Source organism: Acinetobacter sp. FY683 (assembly GCF_059515885.1).
In genome coordinates this window covers 39,182-52,032 of the sequence record NZ_JCAKNA010000013.1, presented here as the reverse complement: position 1 = coordinate 52,032, position 12,851 = coordinate 39,182, and the positions used below count along the sequence as shown (strand labels likewise).

At 36.2% G+C, this 12,851-nt stretch carries 16 protein-coding genes; 5 read left to right on the top strand and 11 right to left on the bottom strand.

What is annotated here, in order from left to right; translation table 11 throughout:
• Positions 1-150: 150 nt before the first annotated feature.
• Positions 151-867, top strand: coding sequence for a ribonuclease PH (gene rph / locus AC5YDH_RS08800; RefSeq protein ID WP_496118638.1), 717 nt, complete (start codon positions 151-153; stop codon positions 865-867).
• Positions 868-1,231: 364 nt separating this feature from the next.
• On the opposite strand, the gene nadC is transcribed toward rph, so the two are convergent.
• Positions 1,232-2,077 carry a carboxylating nicotinate-nucleotide diphosphorylase gene (gene nadC / locus AC5YDH_RS08795; protein ID WP_496118636.1) on the bottom strand — a complete coding sequence of 282 codons (846 nt, stop codon included), beginning with the start codon at positions 2,075-2,077 and terminating at the stop codon, positions 1,232-1,234.
• Between the two features lie 167 nt (positions 2,078-2,244).
• Here nadC and ampD point away from each other — a divergent pair, with 167 nt between their 5' ends.
• Entirely contained in the window at positions 2,245-2,817 is a 573-nt protein-coding gene (gene ampD / locus AC5YDH_RS08790; protein ID WP_496118634.1) for a 1,6-anhydro-N-acetylmuramyl-L-alanine amidase AmpD, read from the top strand.
• Between the two features lie 87 nt (positions 2,818-2,904).
• Positions 2,905-4,446, top strand: coding sequence for a murein biosynthesis integral membrane protein MurJ (murJ, locus tag AC5YDH_RS08785; protein WP_496118632.1), 1,542 nt, complete (start codon positions 2,905-2,907; stop codon positions 4,444-4,446).
• Positions 4,447-4,514: 68 nt separating this feature from the next.
• Here the strand turns inward: murJ and bamJ (AC5YDH_RS08780) are convergent, their stop codons facing one another.
• The 3 genes from bamJ (AC5YDH_RS08780) to AC5YDH_RS08770 form a co-directional block, all read right to left on the bottom strand.
• Entirely contained in the window at positions 4,515-5,207 is a 693-nt protein-coding gene (gene bamJ / locus AC5YDH_RS08780) for a BamJ family beta-barrel-assembly machinery protein (RefSeq protein WP_496118630.1), read from the bottom strand.
• A gap of 51 nt (positions 5,208-5,258) precedes the next feature.
• Positions 5,259-5,963: a BamJ family beta-barrel-assembly machinery protein gene (bamJ, locus tag AC5YDH_RS08775; RefSeq protein ID WP_496118628.1), complete on the bottom strand. Its 705-nt coding sequence runs from the start codon at positions 5,961-5,963 to the stop codon at positions 5,259-5,261.
• 231 nt (positions 5,964-6,194) lie between these two features.
• Positions 6,195-6,542, bottom strand: coding sequence for a hypothetical protein (locus tag AC5YDH_RS08770; protein ID WP_496118627.1), 348 nt, complete (start codon positions 6,540-6,542; stop codon positions 6,195-6,197).
• A gap of 89 nt (positions 6,543-6,631) precedes the next feature.
• Here AC5YDH_RS08770 and AC5YDH_RS08765 point away from each other — a divergent pair, with 89 nt between their 5' ends.
• Positions 6,632-8,041, top strand: a complete 1,410-nt coding sequence (locus tag AC5YDH_RS08765) for an aminotransferase-like domain-containing protein (protein WP_496118625.1) — start codon at positions 6,632-6,634, stop codon at positions 8,039-8,041.
• 16 nt (positions 8,042-8,057) lie between these two features.
• On the opposite strand, the gene AC5YDH_RS08760 is transcribed toward AC5YDH_RS08765, so the two are convergent.
• From AC5YDH_RS08760 to AC5YDH_RS08730, 7 genes are all read right to left on the bottom strand, one after another.
• Positions 8,058-8,633, bottom strand: coding sequence for a DNA-3-methyladenine glycosylase I (locus AC5YDH_RS08760; RefSeq protein ID WP_496118624.1), 576 nt, complete (start codon positions 8,631-8,633; stop codon positions 8,058-8,060).
• Positions 8,634-8,670: 37 nt separating this feature from the next.
• Positions 8,671-8,916, bottom strand: a complete 246-nt coding sequence (locus tag AC5YDH_RS08755; protein WP_496118623.1) for a hypothetical protein — start codon at positions 8,914-8,916, stop codon at positions 8,671-8,673.
• Positions 8,917-8,935: 19 nt separating this feature from the next.
• Positions 8,936-9,475: a M23 family metallopeptidase gene (locus AC5YDH_RS08750; protein WP_496118621.1), complete on the bottom strand. Its 540-nt coding sequence runs from the start codon at positions 9,473-9,475 to the stop codon at positions 8,936-8,938.
• Positions 9,476-9,524: 49 nt separating this feature from the next.
• A complete protein-coding gene (gene mutY / locus AC5YDH_RS08745) occupies positions 9,525-10,559 on the bottom strand; it encodes an A/G-specific adenine glycosylase (RefSeq protein ID WP_496118619.1) in 1,035 nt (344 codons plus the stop codon).
• A 146-nt stretch (positions 10,560-10,705) separates the two neighbouring features.
• On the bottom strand, positions 10,706-11,065 hold the full coding sequence (locus AC5YDH_RS08740) for an HIT family protein (RefSeq protein ID WP_496118617.1): 360 nt from the start codon (positions 11,063-11,065) through the stop codon (positions 10,706-10,708).
• Positions 11,066-11,130: 65 nt separating this feature from the next.
• Positions 11,131-11,871, bottom strand: a complete 741-nt coding sequence (locus AC5YDH_RS08735; protein WP_496118615.1) for a dienelactone hydrolase family protein — start codon at positions 11,869-11,871, stop codon at positions 11,131-11,133.
• 172 nt (positions 11,872-12,043) lie between these two features.
• Positions 12,044-12,202, bottom strand: coding sequence for a DUF1328 domain-containing protein (locus tag AC5YDH_RS08730; RefSeq protein WP_004656956.1), 159 nt, complete (start codon positions 12,200-12,202; stop codon positions 12,044-12,046).
• A 186-nt stretch (positions 12,203-12,388) separates the two neighbouring features.
• Between AC5YDH_RS08730 and AC5YDH_RS08725 the strand changes: the two genes are divergently transcribed.
• Positions 12,389-12,841, top strand: coding sequence for a YcgN family cysteine cluster protein (locus AC5YDH_RS08725; RefSeq protein WP_496118613.1), 453 nt, complete (start codon positions 12,389-12,391; stop codon positions 12,839-12,841).
• The last annotated feature ends 10 nt before the right edge of the window (positions 12,842-12,851 follow it).

Sequence of the window (12,851 nt, the reverse complement as noted above, 5' to 3'; positions counted from 1 at the left end):
TTTAAATAGTCATCTTATTTTTAAGCATTTCAAATTATTGCAATAGTTCTATCTTTAAATAGGGTTGGTTTAACAGCTGTAACAAAACCTTTGTATCTGCTTCTGTTATACTTGGTTGTAATATATTTGAGTAATAAATAAGGACAAATTATGCGTATTGACCAACGTACTTTAGATCAATTGCGTGACGTTAAAATTACCCGTAACTACACTCGTTATGCGGAAGGTTCTGTATTGGTTGAATTCGGTCATACAAAAGTCCTTTGTACAGCAAGTATTGATCACTCAGTACCTCGTTTTTTAAAAGGTCAGGGACAAGGTTGGGTAACAGCTGAATATGGTATGTTGCCACGTTCTACACATACTCGTAGTGACCGTGAAGCTGCCCGCGGTAAACAAAGTGGTCGTACGCAAGAAATTCAGCGTTTAATTGGCCGTAGCTTACGTGCAATGGTTGATCTTAAAAAGCTTGGTGAAAATACAATTACAATTGACTGTGATGTTATTCAAGCCGACGGTGGTACACGTACAGCATCGATTACAGGTGCAGCAGTGGCATTAATTGATGCGATGAATGTACTACTTGAGAAAAAGAAAATTAAGCAAGATCCATTAAAAGGTTTAGTGGCTGCGGTTTCTGTGGGTATTTTTAAAGATGAAGTACTTCTAGATCTTTGCTACGAAGAAGATTCTAACTGCCAAACTGACTTGAATGTTGTAATGACGCAAGCAGGTGAGTTTATTGAAATTCAAGGTACTGCAGAAGATAAACCATTTACTCGTGCACAATCAAATGCAATGTTGGAAATGGCTGAAAAAGGTATTCAAGAGTTAGTGAAAAAACAACAAGAAGCTTTAGGTTGGTAAGTTTAAAACCTAAGTTGTCATAAAAAAAGCGCCGTGTAAATGGCGCTTTTTTTATGGCTAAACATTACATAAAGAAGTAGAAAAAATACGTAGGTAATTATTTTTAGACAATCTTATAACAACCATTTATTTTTCCAACACAATTCATTTTTAACATATTGGGCATCGTGAAATTCTTTAAAAGGAGAAAACATGATTGTTCTTATTATAGGTTTAATGATTGCTACCTTTTTAATGTGTACCTGTGCGCCACGGGGAAATGATGAGAAATGAATCATTCAGACAGATCAACAGAACTCAGAGTGAAGTTTTAAAAAAGGATTCACTCTGTTATTCATGATAAGCCTGAATTTAGTACGCAGATTTAACCATTAAACCGCATAGATAAATCAATCGCTTTAACATCTTTGGTTAAAACACCCATTGAAATATAGTCGACACCAGTGGTTGCAACTTCACGTAAGTTTTCAATTGTAATATTGCCTGAAGCTTCTAGTTTACATCGACCTGCAACATGTTTTACTGCATCAATCATTTGCTGTTGACTGAAATTATCAAGCATGACGATATCTGCACCTGCTTCAAGTGCTTGGTCTAGTTCTTCCCAAGTTTCCACTTCCACTTCCACAGGTTTATTTGGCGCAATACTATGTGCTTTTGCAATCGCTTGGGCAATGCCACCTGCTGCCATAATGTGGTTTTCTTTAATTAAGAAGGCATCGAACAAGCCTAAGCGATGGTTTTGACCACCACCAATAGCTACCGCATATTTTTGTGCAATACGTAAGCCGGGTAAAGTTTTACGTGTATCGAGTAATTTTGTATTTAAACCATCTAAATGTTTTACATATTCAGCTGTTTTTGTTGCTACAGCAGAAAGTGTTTGTACAAAATTGAGGGCAGGACGTTCTACGGTAAGTAAGCTACGGGCAGAACCAGAGAGCTTTAAAAAAGCTTCATTTGCAGCAACAATATCGCCATCATTTTTAAGCCATATTATTTGAACTGTTGCATCATAAGCTTGAATAAGTGCATTTACCCAAGGCTGACCCGCAAGTACCATCTCTTCACGGCTAATAATCGTTGCTGTTGTTTGTTCATTCTCAGGCGTTAATAAAGCGGTAATATCACCATCACCAATATCTTCTTGCAGCACTTGTTGAATATTGAGTTGAATAGATTGTTCTAATAAAGCTTGTGAGATGCTCATAGCAATATCCGTATTTGAGAGCCCATAAAATTGTGGGATATATTAGCATTGTTGCATTAAAAAACGCATTTTTTAACCAAGTTACATCACTAAGTTTGAGATTTTTAAGTGAAAGTTTTAGGATGGATTGATCGCGAAATTTAACTCAAAATATTCAGGACTGATTTATGCAACAGGCATCGTCTTTTCAGGTCGTTGATGGACAGCTCAAATGTGCTCAACAAATTCCTTCGCCAAATTTTAATCAGCGTCCTGACGATACAGATATTCAGTTGGTTGTTATCCATAATATTAGTTTGCCACCGTCACAATTTGGTGGTGGATATATCGAAGATTTCTTTCAAAATAAATTAGATTGGTCAGCGCATCCATACTTCCAAACCATTGAAGGAATGCAGGTTTCTGCACATCTTTTAATTTTAAGATCTGGAAAAATTATTCAATTTGTTAATTTTAAAGATCGTGCTTGGCATGCAGGACGTTCAAGTTATTTAGCTTTAAATGAATGTAATGATTATTCTATTGGTATTGAATTAGAGGGGAGTGATGATTTACTTTTTGATGAAGCACAATATGAAGCTTTAGCGAATGTGGTCGCAACACTACAAAAAGCATATCCAAAAATTAAACAACATATTGCAGGGCACTCAGATATAGCACCAGGGCGAAAAACCGATCCGGGTCCATTTTTTGACTGGGTAAAATTTAGAAATCAACTAAAGCAACTAAAAAACCTATAAATTGTTAAATTGTAGAATGATTAAACAATGCAATTTCACAAAGAGTTTCATTACAATAGCGACTTGATTTTAAACTAGGTGGTTCCGATGGCGCTTTGGCGATCGACCGTAATTGTAAGTGCAATGACAATGCTATCTCGCGTATTGGGATTAGTACGTGACATTGTTTTACTCAGTGTATTTGGCGCAGGCAAAGACTTCGATACTTTTGTCGTGGCATTTCGTATTCCAAACTTCTTTAGGCGATTGTTTGCCGAAGGTGCATTTTCTCAAGCTTTTATTCCAGTACTTACAGAATATAAGACCACACGTGCACATGCCGAAGTTCAAATACTCATTAGCCGCGTATTTGGTTGTTTAGCAACGGTTATGTCTTTATTGACGCTCTTTGCCATGATTGCTGCGCCAGTCATTATTTATGTCTATGCACCTGGTTTCCATGACGATCCTGCCAAATTTGCTTTGGCTACGGATATGTTCCGCCTTACGATTCCATATTTATTGTTTATGTCATTAACTGCTTTTGCGAGCAGTATTTTGAACAGTTACGGATCTTTTACCACCCCTGCATTTGCCCCTGTATTATTAAACGTTGCGATGATTGCGGGTGCATTATGGTTCACGCCATATATGGATACACCTATTATGGCTTTAGGATGGTCTGTTGTTGCAGCAGGATTTTTACAGTTAGCGATTCAGATTCCTGAGTTGTGGCGTAAAAAATTACTCATTCCACCAAAGATAGATTTCAAACACGAAGGTGTAGATCGCATCATGAGATTGATGTTACCTGCACTCTTTGGTGTATCTGTTACTCAAATCAATTTATTGCTTAATACAATTTGGGCATCTTATATGCAAGATGGTTCTGTTTCTTGGTTATACAGTGCAGAACGTATGACAGAATTGCCTTTAGGTTTAATTGGTGTTGCTATTGGAACTGTCATTTTACCGTCATTGTCAGAACGTATTGCAGAACAAGATCAGGCAAAATTTCGTAGTATGATGGATTGGGCTACGAAAGTGATTATCTTGGTTGGTGTACCTGCAAGTATTGCGCTATTTATGCTTTCAACACCAATTATTCAGACACTTTTCCAACGCGGTGCATTCACCGCTGAAGATACGTATATGACTGCTTTAGCATTACAATGTATGAGTGCAGGTGTTATTTCATTTATGCTTATTAAAGTATTCGCACCAGGTTTCTATGCACGTCAAGATACTAGAACGCCGGTACGTGTAGGCTTAATGGCAGTTGCAGTCAATGCAGTTTTAAACATCATCTTTATTGGGGTATTTAAGCTTATTGATTGGCATGCAAACCATATGGCGCTTGCTTTAGCATCTTCAGGTTCTGCTGTAGTCAATGCTGGGATGTTATATTTTTATTTACATAAGCGCGATATTTTCAGATTTGGTGCACATTGGAAAAAGCTGATAGTTCAGTTTGCTATTGCGAATGCAGCAATGATAGTCGCTTTATGGTATGGCTTAACTTTATATAATGGTGATGCTTCGCAATGGATGCGTGTAGTTGAACTTGTTGGGCTGTGTATTGCGGGTGTTGTCGTTTATGGTGTCGTATTAATTGCGACAGGCTTTAGACCTCGTAATTTAAAACCATAATATGATATTTATAAAAAAAGACCGCATTTTGCGGTCTTTTTTTATGACTTAAAATTGTGCTTTGCAAATTATTTTGGAGAAACTTCTAAAAGCTCAACATCAAAAATTAATGTGCTATTTGGCTCAATAACATCACCTGAACCAATTTCACCATATGCTAATTTTGCAGGAATATAGAAACGATAGATTGAATCTTCTTTCATGAGTTGGAGCCCTTCAGTCCAACCTGAAATTACTTGGCTTACCATAAACTCAGCAGGTTGTTGACGTGCAATTGAGCTATCAAATACCGTGTTATTTAATAAACGACCTTCATAATCTACTTTTACTTTAGAAGATGCTTTTGGTGTTTTACCAGAGCCTTGCTTAATAACTTCGTACTGTAAGCCAGATTTAGTGACTTTAACATTGGGTTTTTTAGCATTTTCTGCAAGAAATGCCGAACCAATTTTTTCATTTTGTTCAGCTAGGTTTTTATGTGCAAGAAGCTGTTTTGCTTCGGCATTTTTTTTGAATTGAGTTAATACTTTAGACATTTCTTCATCAGATAATGCAGAAGATTGTCCTTTTGATGCGGCTTTTAAACCATCTAAAAATGCATCTAAGTCTATGTTTTTGAGTGCATCTGCATTACCACGACCCATAATATAGCCAAAACTGTAGCCAACTTTATCTTCGTAGCTACTTTTGTTGTTTATTGTTTTTGCAGAAAGACCCGTACTGCATAGCGCTAAACACAAGAGTGTCATTTGAATTTTCATTATATTTCCTTAAATAAATAAGGAGAGCAATGCTCTCCTTATTCTGTATTTTTATTTAACTTGAATAAGTTCAACATCAAAAACTAATGTGCTATTTGGTGGAATTGTACCAGGAACACCTTGAGCGCCGTATGCCAAATTGGCTGGAATATACAGTGTCGCTTTGCCACCTTCTTTCATAAGTTGAAGACCTTCTGTCCAACCCGGAATGACTTGGTTGAGTGGGAATTCGATAGGCTCACCACGTTCAACAGAACTATCAAATACTTTGCCATCTACAAGTTTACCTGTGTAGTGAACTTTAACTGTTTGAGAGCCTGTAGGTGCTTTACCAGTACCTTCTTTAGTGATTTTGTATTGCAAACCAGAAGCTGTTGTTTTTACGCCATCTTTTTTCGCATTTTCACTTAGGAAAGAATCATTTGTACTTTGAGCTTGTTGAGTATCTGCAACTTGTTTTTGTTGCATTTCTTGCTGGTATTGCTCAAATGCTTTTTGTAATTCTTCTTCTGTGTATGCAGGTTGTTTGCGTGCATGTGCATCACGAATACCTGTTACAAAGCTGTCAATATCAAGCTCTGGAGGAGTTTGATGTGCAACTTCAAAACCTAAAGCATAACTAATTTTTTCAATACCCGATGCATTCGCAGATGCTTTTGCAGTTTGCGTAGCTGGAGTTTGAGTTGCATAGTAAACAGGAACAAGTGCAGCACCGCCTAAAATTACAGCTACAGCGATGGGTAAGGCTTTACTCATAAGTTTTCTCAAATTCATTTTATAGTTTAAAAGTTGCAGTTATCTTAGCAGACTTTTGGGTAAAACACGGGCATTTGAGTCACGTGTATCTTTATGATCAATATATTCTGATCGTTTATAATATTCTATAACGGTCTGAATATATAAAACATTTTTTATACAATAAATCTAACATAAAGAGAAAAGTCCTGAACATTGTGAATGTAATTTAAGTTTTCAATAAACACCTTATCAAGATTTAGGAGATTCACTAAATTGCAGGATATTTAATTGAGTTTTATCATGATTTATTAGGCTTAATTGGTACCTATTCATTTGCTTTGAGCATGCAAATAAAAGCTCTGGAGGTTGAGGAATACCCAGTACCATTCCTGATACGTTCTGTTTTTTATATGTATAAATGAGTTGATCCTTAATGAAAGATTCATCTTGAAGTTCAAATTCAGTGATTCTTTGAGCATTTAAGTAGCCATTAATTAGTGACTTACATACAAATGCATATTCAAGTTCATCTTTGGTTTGAATAGGCTGGCATGCAAATAAACAAGTGCTTAATGCGAATATAATGATATTTTTCATGAATTATTCCTGTAAAACTATAATTCAAGAATAAATTAAGGTTTAATTTGGTTACAGATACAATATTTTATAAAAAATAGGTACAGATTGTGACGTTTCAATATCAAAGTCTTGCTCAGCAACTAGCACAAAAAATATATATGGGTGAGTTAGAAAATGAACAAAAACTTAAGTCATTGAGAGATTTTGCCGAACAGCAAAAGATCAGTTTGAATACAGCAAAAAGTTGTTATGAATTATTAGAAGCGCAGGGGCTGATTTATGTAAAACCGAAATCGGGCTATTTTGTAAAAGCATTTAAAGTTGAAAGTGACCAACCTTTGCATAATGACTTTAAATCTCATCCAAGAAAGGTTTCTAATTTAGACTTACAAATAGAAATTAATGCCGCTTCTATACATGACAAATTAATTCATTTAGGTGCAATTCAGCTATCGCCTAATCTTATTCCGACAGATGCACTACGCCGTTCAATTCAACGCGCTTTGAAGCACAGCAAACCTGAAGATTTTTTATATAGCGATCGGCAAGGGCATATTATTTTAAGAGAAGCCTTAGTTTCACATTGGCTAGAAGATGGCATTTACATTTCTAAAGATGATGTTTTTATTAGTAATGGCTGTATGCCAGCTTTATCTGCTGTTATACAAACGCTTACGGAGCAGGGCGATAGTATTATTATTCCAACGCCAAATTTTAATGGTCAGCTTCAATTATTAGCGAGTTTAAAAAGGAAAATAGTAGAAATTCCAGCTCAACACGATGGATTTGATTTAGCGCGTTTAGAACATGAAATGAAGTATTCAGGAGCAAAAGCTTGTTTACTTACTGCAAATTATCAAAACCCTTTAGGCTTTTGCTTAAGTAATGAAGAAAAACAAAAAATTGCAGAATTAGCATCTCAATATCAATGTTTTATTATTGAAGATGATATTTATGCAGAATGTGGATTTAATCAAAACAGACCTTTACCTATTCGGCATTGGGATCAAGATGGCTATGTGATTTATTGTGGTTCTGTATCAAAGTCACTTTCTTCTGCATATAGAGTTGGATGGTTCTGCATCACTTCCCAATTAACATCTTCTAGAACGCAATTTATTAATAGAAATGTTGTCGTGAATACGCCTTTACAATTAGGTCTAGCAGATTTAATTCATTGTCGTGCTTATAGAAGGCATTTAAATCAATTAAGACCAAAACTTTTTAAACAAGTGGCTGAATATAGACAATATATCAAGCAAGCTTTTTCTGGGATTGATGTTCGAATTAGTCAGCCAGAAGGCGGATATTCTATTTGGTTGCAACTACCAGAAAATATAAATAGTTTGGATCTGTATCGCTTTGCACAGACACAGAAAATTAATATTGTGCCAGGTATAGTCTTTGGTGAAGATGAGAGGTATTTAAATTGTATTCGTTTAAATGCAGGGCATGAGCTTTCAGATGAAATAAGAGCTGCTGTTCAAGTATTGGCAACATGGGTAAAAAATCAGTGAGCTGACTAATACATTTTTATTTCATTGCATATTTAAACGTACAGTCATTTTCATGATCGTTAATCATTCCTACAGCTTGCATAAAAGAATAACAAGTTGTCGGTCCCACAAATTTAAAGCCTTTTTTCTTAAGTTGCTTTGACATTAAAACACTCAACTCAGTGTGTGCAGGTGCTTTCTTATAATCTGGTACATCGTTTACAAGAGGGGTATTTTGAACAAAACTCCATAGCCAAGCAGATACATCTTCACCGTTATTTTTAAGATTCTGCCAAGCAATGGCATTATCGCGAATTGCCTTTAGTTTTCCAATATGGCGTATAAGTCCTATATCTTGAACCTTAATTTCTAAATCTTTATCACTTAAATCTGCAATGTCTGAAATGGAATATTTAAAGAAATGTTCACGATAACATTCGCGTTTTTTGAGTACGGTAATCCAAGATAAACCAGATTGTTGACCTTCTAAACACAACATTTCAAAGAGTTGTTGCTCAGCAGAAATTGGACATCCCCATTCTTGATCATGATAAGCCATATAAAGAGGATCATTGGAGCACCAACCACAGCGTTTTACAGTTAAAGACGTCATGGAAATGCTCCATTATTTTTATTATTTAAGGAATAAATTAAAGTTTAAATTCAGTCCATTGGTCAGATTTGTTATCCCAATAAAAGAGTTCAGCTTGTTGAATATCTTCAAAAGAAATCCAGTCATCTTTGCCTACTTTGTCTGAAAAACCTGTGCTCATTAATAAAGCTTCTTCTGTAATTTCCATGACCCAACCCTGACGACTTTTCCCAGCCACCACAATTTTTTGTTGATTACCTGATTCAGCAAACTCTACCAGACGATTGATCAACGCTTCTGACATGAATAATTCCTAAAGAAAATTAACGTAAATATGGATAGGGGTTAACAGCACCACGACCTTTACCACCTAAATAAATTCCATAGTGTAAGTGTGGCGCAGTTTTACGAGCATTACCAGTATTGCCAACATAACCTAGCAAGTCACCTTTTTTGACATAATCACCTACGCGTAAACCACGTTTATGGTCATCTAAATGCGCATAGTAATGCCAACTTCCACTTGGACCCAAAATCCAAATGACCTTTCCGCCCAAGTTATTATTACGCAAGTCTGCAATTAAGCCTTCTGTTGTACTAAAAACTTTCGTTCCACGTGGAGCCATAATATCGACACCTTCATGTATTCTACCACTGCTTCGAGATGCACCCCATGTATCTGTTAAATTATTGTTCTTTACACCTTGGACAGGAACAGGAAGCCTATCGGGTAAGCTCATATTCTTGAGTTTTTGAACCATAGCAGGATTGAGTGGTTGGTTTGGTTTTTTCGGTGCTGTACTACATGCTGCAAGAAAAACAACAATAAAAATTAAACTTAAAATAGAGCGAAGGCGCAGCACAAGACATTCCTTTTCTTTATATAACTGTTTTAGTAATCACCTGACTATGTCATAAATTTACAGCAGAGATCAATTTTTTCATGGCAGTGGGAATGCCCATTTCTGTAGCAATTTGTGATGAATACCAAGTGCCATCAAGTTCAATTGCTAAATGCTCTTTTAAGTCAGCATCAACCTCAAAACAAGCAGCGTCTAACAACCATGTGAAATGAGTAAAGTTATGGGATATTTGCACTTTTTTAATGACTTTTTTTAACCCTAAACTTTGAGTTTTTTCTATAAAATTCATTTCATTTTCAATAATAGGTAAGCACCATAAACCGCCCCACAAGCCAGAGTTTGGACGTTGTTGCCATAACCATTGATCTTCACATTGAATTAATAAAATATGAGCAGATTTTATAGGGACTGCTTTTTTAGGTTTTTTGAAGGGTAATTCAGTTTCTAAACCTTGTTGATGTGCTTTGCAGTGCTGTTGCATTGGACAATACAAACACAAGGGTTTTTTGGGTGTACAGACCGTTGCACCTAAATCCATAATAGCTTGTGTGTAGTCATGATTACGTTCAGTAGGACATAAGCTTTTTGCAATGTTCCACATTTCACGTTCGTGAACTGGTTTAGATAAATCATCTTCAATAGCGAAGAAGCGAGATAACACACGCTTAACGTTACCATCCATAATGACACCGTACTTGCGTAAACCCAGTGACATAAGTGCTCCACCTGTAGATGGACCAATTCCTGGGAGTTCTATCCACTCATCTAAACTACTTGGAAATTGCCCTTTTTGTGCAACAATTCCTGCTGCTTTATGTAGATTTCTTGCACGTGCGTAATAACCTAAACCCGCCCAGTAGGGTGCTACATCATCCCAAGATGCGTATCCTAAATCTTCAACCGTTGGAAAGCGTTCAACAAAACGGGAAAAATATTGCAACACAGTTTTGACCTGAGTTTGTTGCAACATAATTTCTGACACCCAAACCTTGTAAGGATCATTGGCTAATTGCCATGGTAAATCATGACGACCATGTTCATCGAACCAAGTTAAAAGTGCATTTGAAAAGGAAAATTCAGACATAGGGCAGGGGAAATATAAACTATGGCTTTAGTATAGCGGAATTGCCTGAGTAGCCCTTAAATTAAATAGAAGCATTAGATTGAAAGCATTTTTTAGACATAAAAAATGGTGCCTAAACACCATTTTAAAATAAAAATAATATAACTTTAGCCTGTCATTCCCCAACGAGCATCAAGTTGTAATGCTTGTCCTTCGTAGCGTGGAATAATATGAATGTGTAAATGCTCAGATGCTGTACCAAAAACATTACCATCATTAAAACCAACGTGAAAACCTTCAGGCTGATGGCGTATTTTTAGTTCATTTCGCGCTAGTTCTAATAACGTCATTAGACTTTTACGCTCTTTGTCTGTGACATCAAAAAAAGAGCTAACATGACGAAGAGGCACAATTACACAATGTCCTTTAGATAGCGCATTTGGTTCGGGTAAAATCACGCCGAAATCATTTTTTGCAATGATGTCATATTCATCAAAGTTACAATATATGCAGTTATTTTCAGTCATTTGTTCATCCTCTTTTTTCATTTTATTACTTTCATATTCATGTGAATATAATTGGTAATTCTGCTCTAAGCTTTTAGTTGATGTGCGAGTAATTCATACATCGCGTCGAGGCCTTGCTTTTCTGCTTCTGCATTATAGCCAAGATCTACACCATTCGCTTTGGCTCTTTCATCGGCAAGTAGGTTTGAAAAGCCATGTTTAGCATCTTCAAAAACAATCACTTCATGGTTCACCTTTGCTGCATGCATTTCTTCACGGAAACTTGCAACATCATTTAAAGATACCATGCTGTCTAATTCGCCATGTAAAACTAAAATCTCTGCTTGAATTTTACCTTCTTCGGCAGGTGATTGAGCAGCTAAAATTCCATGAAAGGTTGCAACAGCTTTTACTGGTGCTCCAGAGCGGGCTAAATCTAAAACGACTTTGCCACCATAGCAAAAGCCTATAGCACCAAGTCTTGAGCTATCGACTTCATCTTGTGCAGCTAAAGTTTCTAAAGCAGCAGATGCACGAGTTACGATGGTAGTTGGGTCTTGAAAGGTTTCTGTCATCCATTCGTTTGCTTGAGAGGCTTCCGCTGTTACCTTCTTGTTGCCATACATATCAATTGCTAAGGCTGCATAACCATGTTCAGCCAATTCACGTGCACGTTGTTCTGTATATTCATTTCGTCCCCACCATTCTGGAGCTACAATTACACCTGCTACAGGTGTTATGGATTCTGGCGTAGCAAAGTATCCAATTAAGGTAGAACCATCTTTAGCAGTGTATTGAATTTCACGTGTTTTGATTACAGAGTTCATGCACAATCCTTGAAGCTTTAATTATGATTAACCTGATTAAAGCATAAAAATATTGCAGATGTTCTGAAAGAATTAAATGAAATAGAAACAAATGTGAGAAATTATGACGAGTTCAATGCAAATAAAAAAAGAAGAGGCTAAGCTCTTCTTTTTATGAAATAGCATACGTTATTTAGACTTTTCCTCGAGACAGAAAGCCTACAATTGCAAGAATGACTGCAACAACAAGTAAAATGACAGCAAAATCTTTTGATAGACCAGCAACACCACCAAAACCTAGTAAACTCGCAATTAAGGCGATAACTGCAAATATAATAGCCCAACGAAACATTCGAATTCTCCTTGTGATTTTTTTGATTATGCGATTCAGTATAAAGATGATAATTCTAATATTTGTGATGTATTTGTTTGTTTTTTGTACAAGTGCGAAGTGTTTTATTCAAAGCAGGCTCTTTTCTCTATTGATTCTTGAAGCCTGATATAATGTTGATACGTTTCTTTTTTATAACCTATGTTCATGCCTGAAATTTTACGTCCGCAATTCTGGAAAAACTATACATTATCAGAGTTAAATACTGCTGAATGGGAAGCTTTGTGCGATGGGTGTGGATTGTGTTGCCTTATTAAATTAGAAGATGATGAAACGAATGAGGTGGCTTATACCAAAGTTGCTTGTAAGTTATTAGATTGTAAAACAGGACATTGTTCCGATTATCCAAACCGCGTTCAACATGTACCTGATTGTATTCAGTTAACGCCTGAAAAATTAGCGAAAATACATTGGTTACCATCGACATGTGCTTATCAGCGGATGAGTGAGGGGAAGAGTTTACCGTCTTGGCACTATTTAAATACAGGTTCAAGAGAAAGCGTTATTAAAGCAAGAAAGTCAGTTGCTGGTCGCTGTGTTTCAGAAGCTGAAGTCGATGAAGATGAAATTGAAGATTATATTGTGCGTTGGGTTCGCTAATTAAAAAATG

What these genes read in the sequence shown, in the direction of transcription:
- AC5YDH_RS08770 (WP_496118627.1), bottom strand. Translation starts at nt 6,542, where the DNA reads ATGAAAAATATCATTATATTCGCATTAAGCACTTGTTTATTTGCATGC.
- ampD (WP_496118634.1), top strand. Translation starts at nt 2,245, where the DNA reads ATGCAACAGGCATCGTCTTTTCAGGTCGTTGATGGACAGCTCAAATGT.
- AC5YDH_RS08760 (WP_496118624.1), bottom strand. Translation starts at nt 8,633, where the DNA reads ATGACGTCTTTAACTGTAAAACGCTGTGGTTGGTGCTCCAATGATCCT.
- AC5YDH_RS08730 (WP_004656956.1), bottom strand. Translation starts at nt 12,202, where the DNA reads ATGTTTCGTTGGGCTATTATATTTGCAGTTATCGCCTTAATTGCGAGT.
- AC5YDH_RS08755 (WP_496118623.1), bottom strand. Translation starts at nt 8,916, where the DNA reads ATGTCAGAAGCGTTGATCAATCGTCTGGTAGAGTTTGCTGAATCAGGT.
- AC5YDH_RS08735 (WP_496118615.1), bottom strand. Translation starts at nt 11,871, where the DNA reads ATGAACTCTGTAATCAAAACACGTGAAATTCAATACACTGCTAAAGAT.
- bamJ (WP_496118630.1), bottom strand. Translation starts at nt 5,207, where the DNA reads ATGAAAATTCAAATGACACTCTTGTGTTTAGCGCTATGCAGTACGGGT.
- AC5YDH_RS08740 (WP_496118617.1), bottom strand. Translation starts at nt 11,065, where the DNA reads ATGACTGAAAATAACTGCATATATTGTAACTTTGATGAATATGACATC.
- murJ (WP_496118632.1), top strand. Translation starts at nt 2,905, where the DNA reads ATGGCGCTTTGGCGATCGACCGTAATTGTAAGTGCAATGACAATGCTA.
- bamJ (WP_496118628.1), bottom strand. Translation starts at nt 5,963, where the DNA reads ATGAGTAAAGCCTTACCCATCGCTGTAGCTGTAATTTTAGGCGGTGCT.
- mutY (WP_496118619.1), bottom strand. Translation starts at nt 10,559, where the DNA reads ATGTCTGAATTTTCCTTTTCAAATGCACTTTTAACTTGGTTCGATGAA.
- nadC (WP_496118636.1), bottom strand. Translation starts at nt 2,077, where the DNA reads ATGAGCATCTCACAAGCTTTATTAGAACAATCTATTCAACTCAATATT.
- rph (WP_496118638.1), top strand. Translation starts at nt 151, where the DNA reads ATGCGTATTGACCAACGTACTTTAGATCAATTGCGTGACGTTAAAATT.
- AC5YDH_RS08725 (WP_496118613.1), top strand. Translation starts at nt 12,389, where the DNA reads ATGCCTGAAATTTTACGTCCGCAATTCTGGAAAAACTATACATTATCA.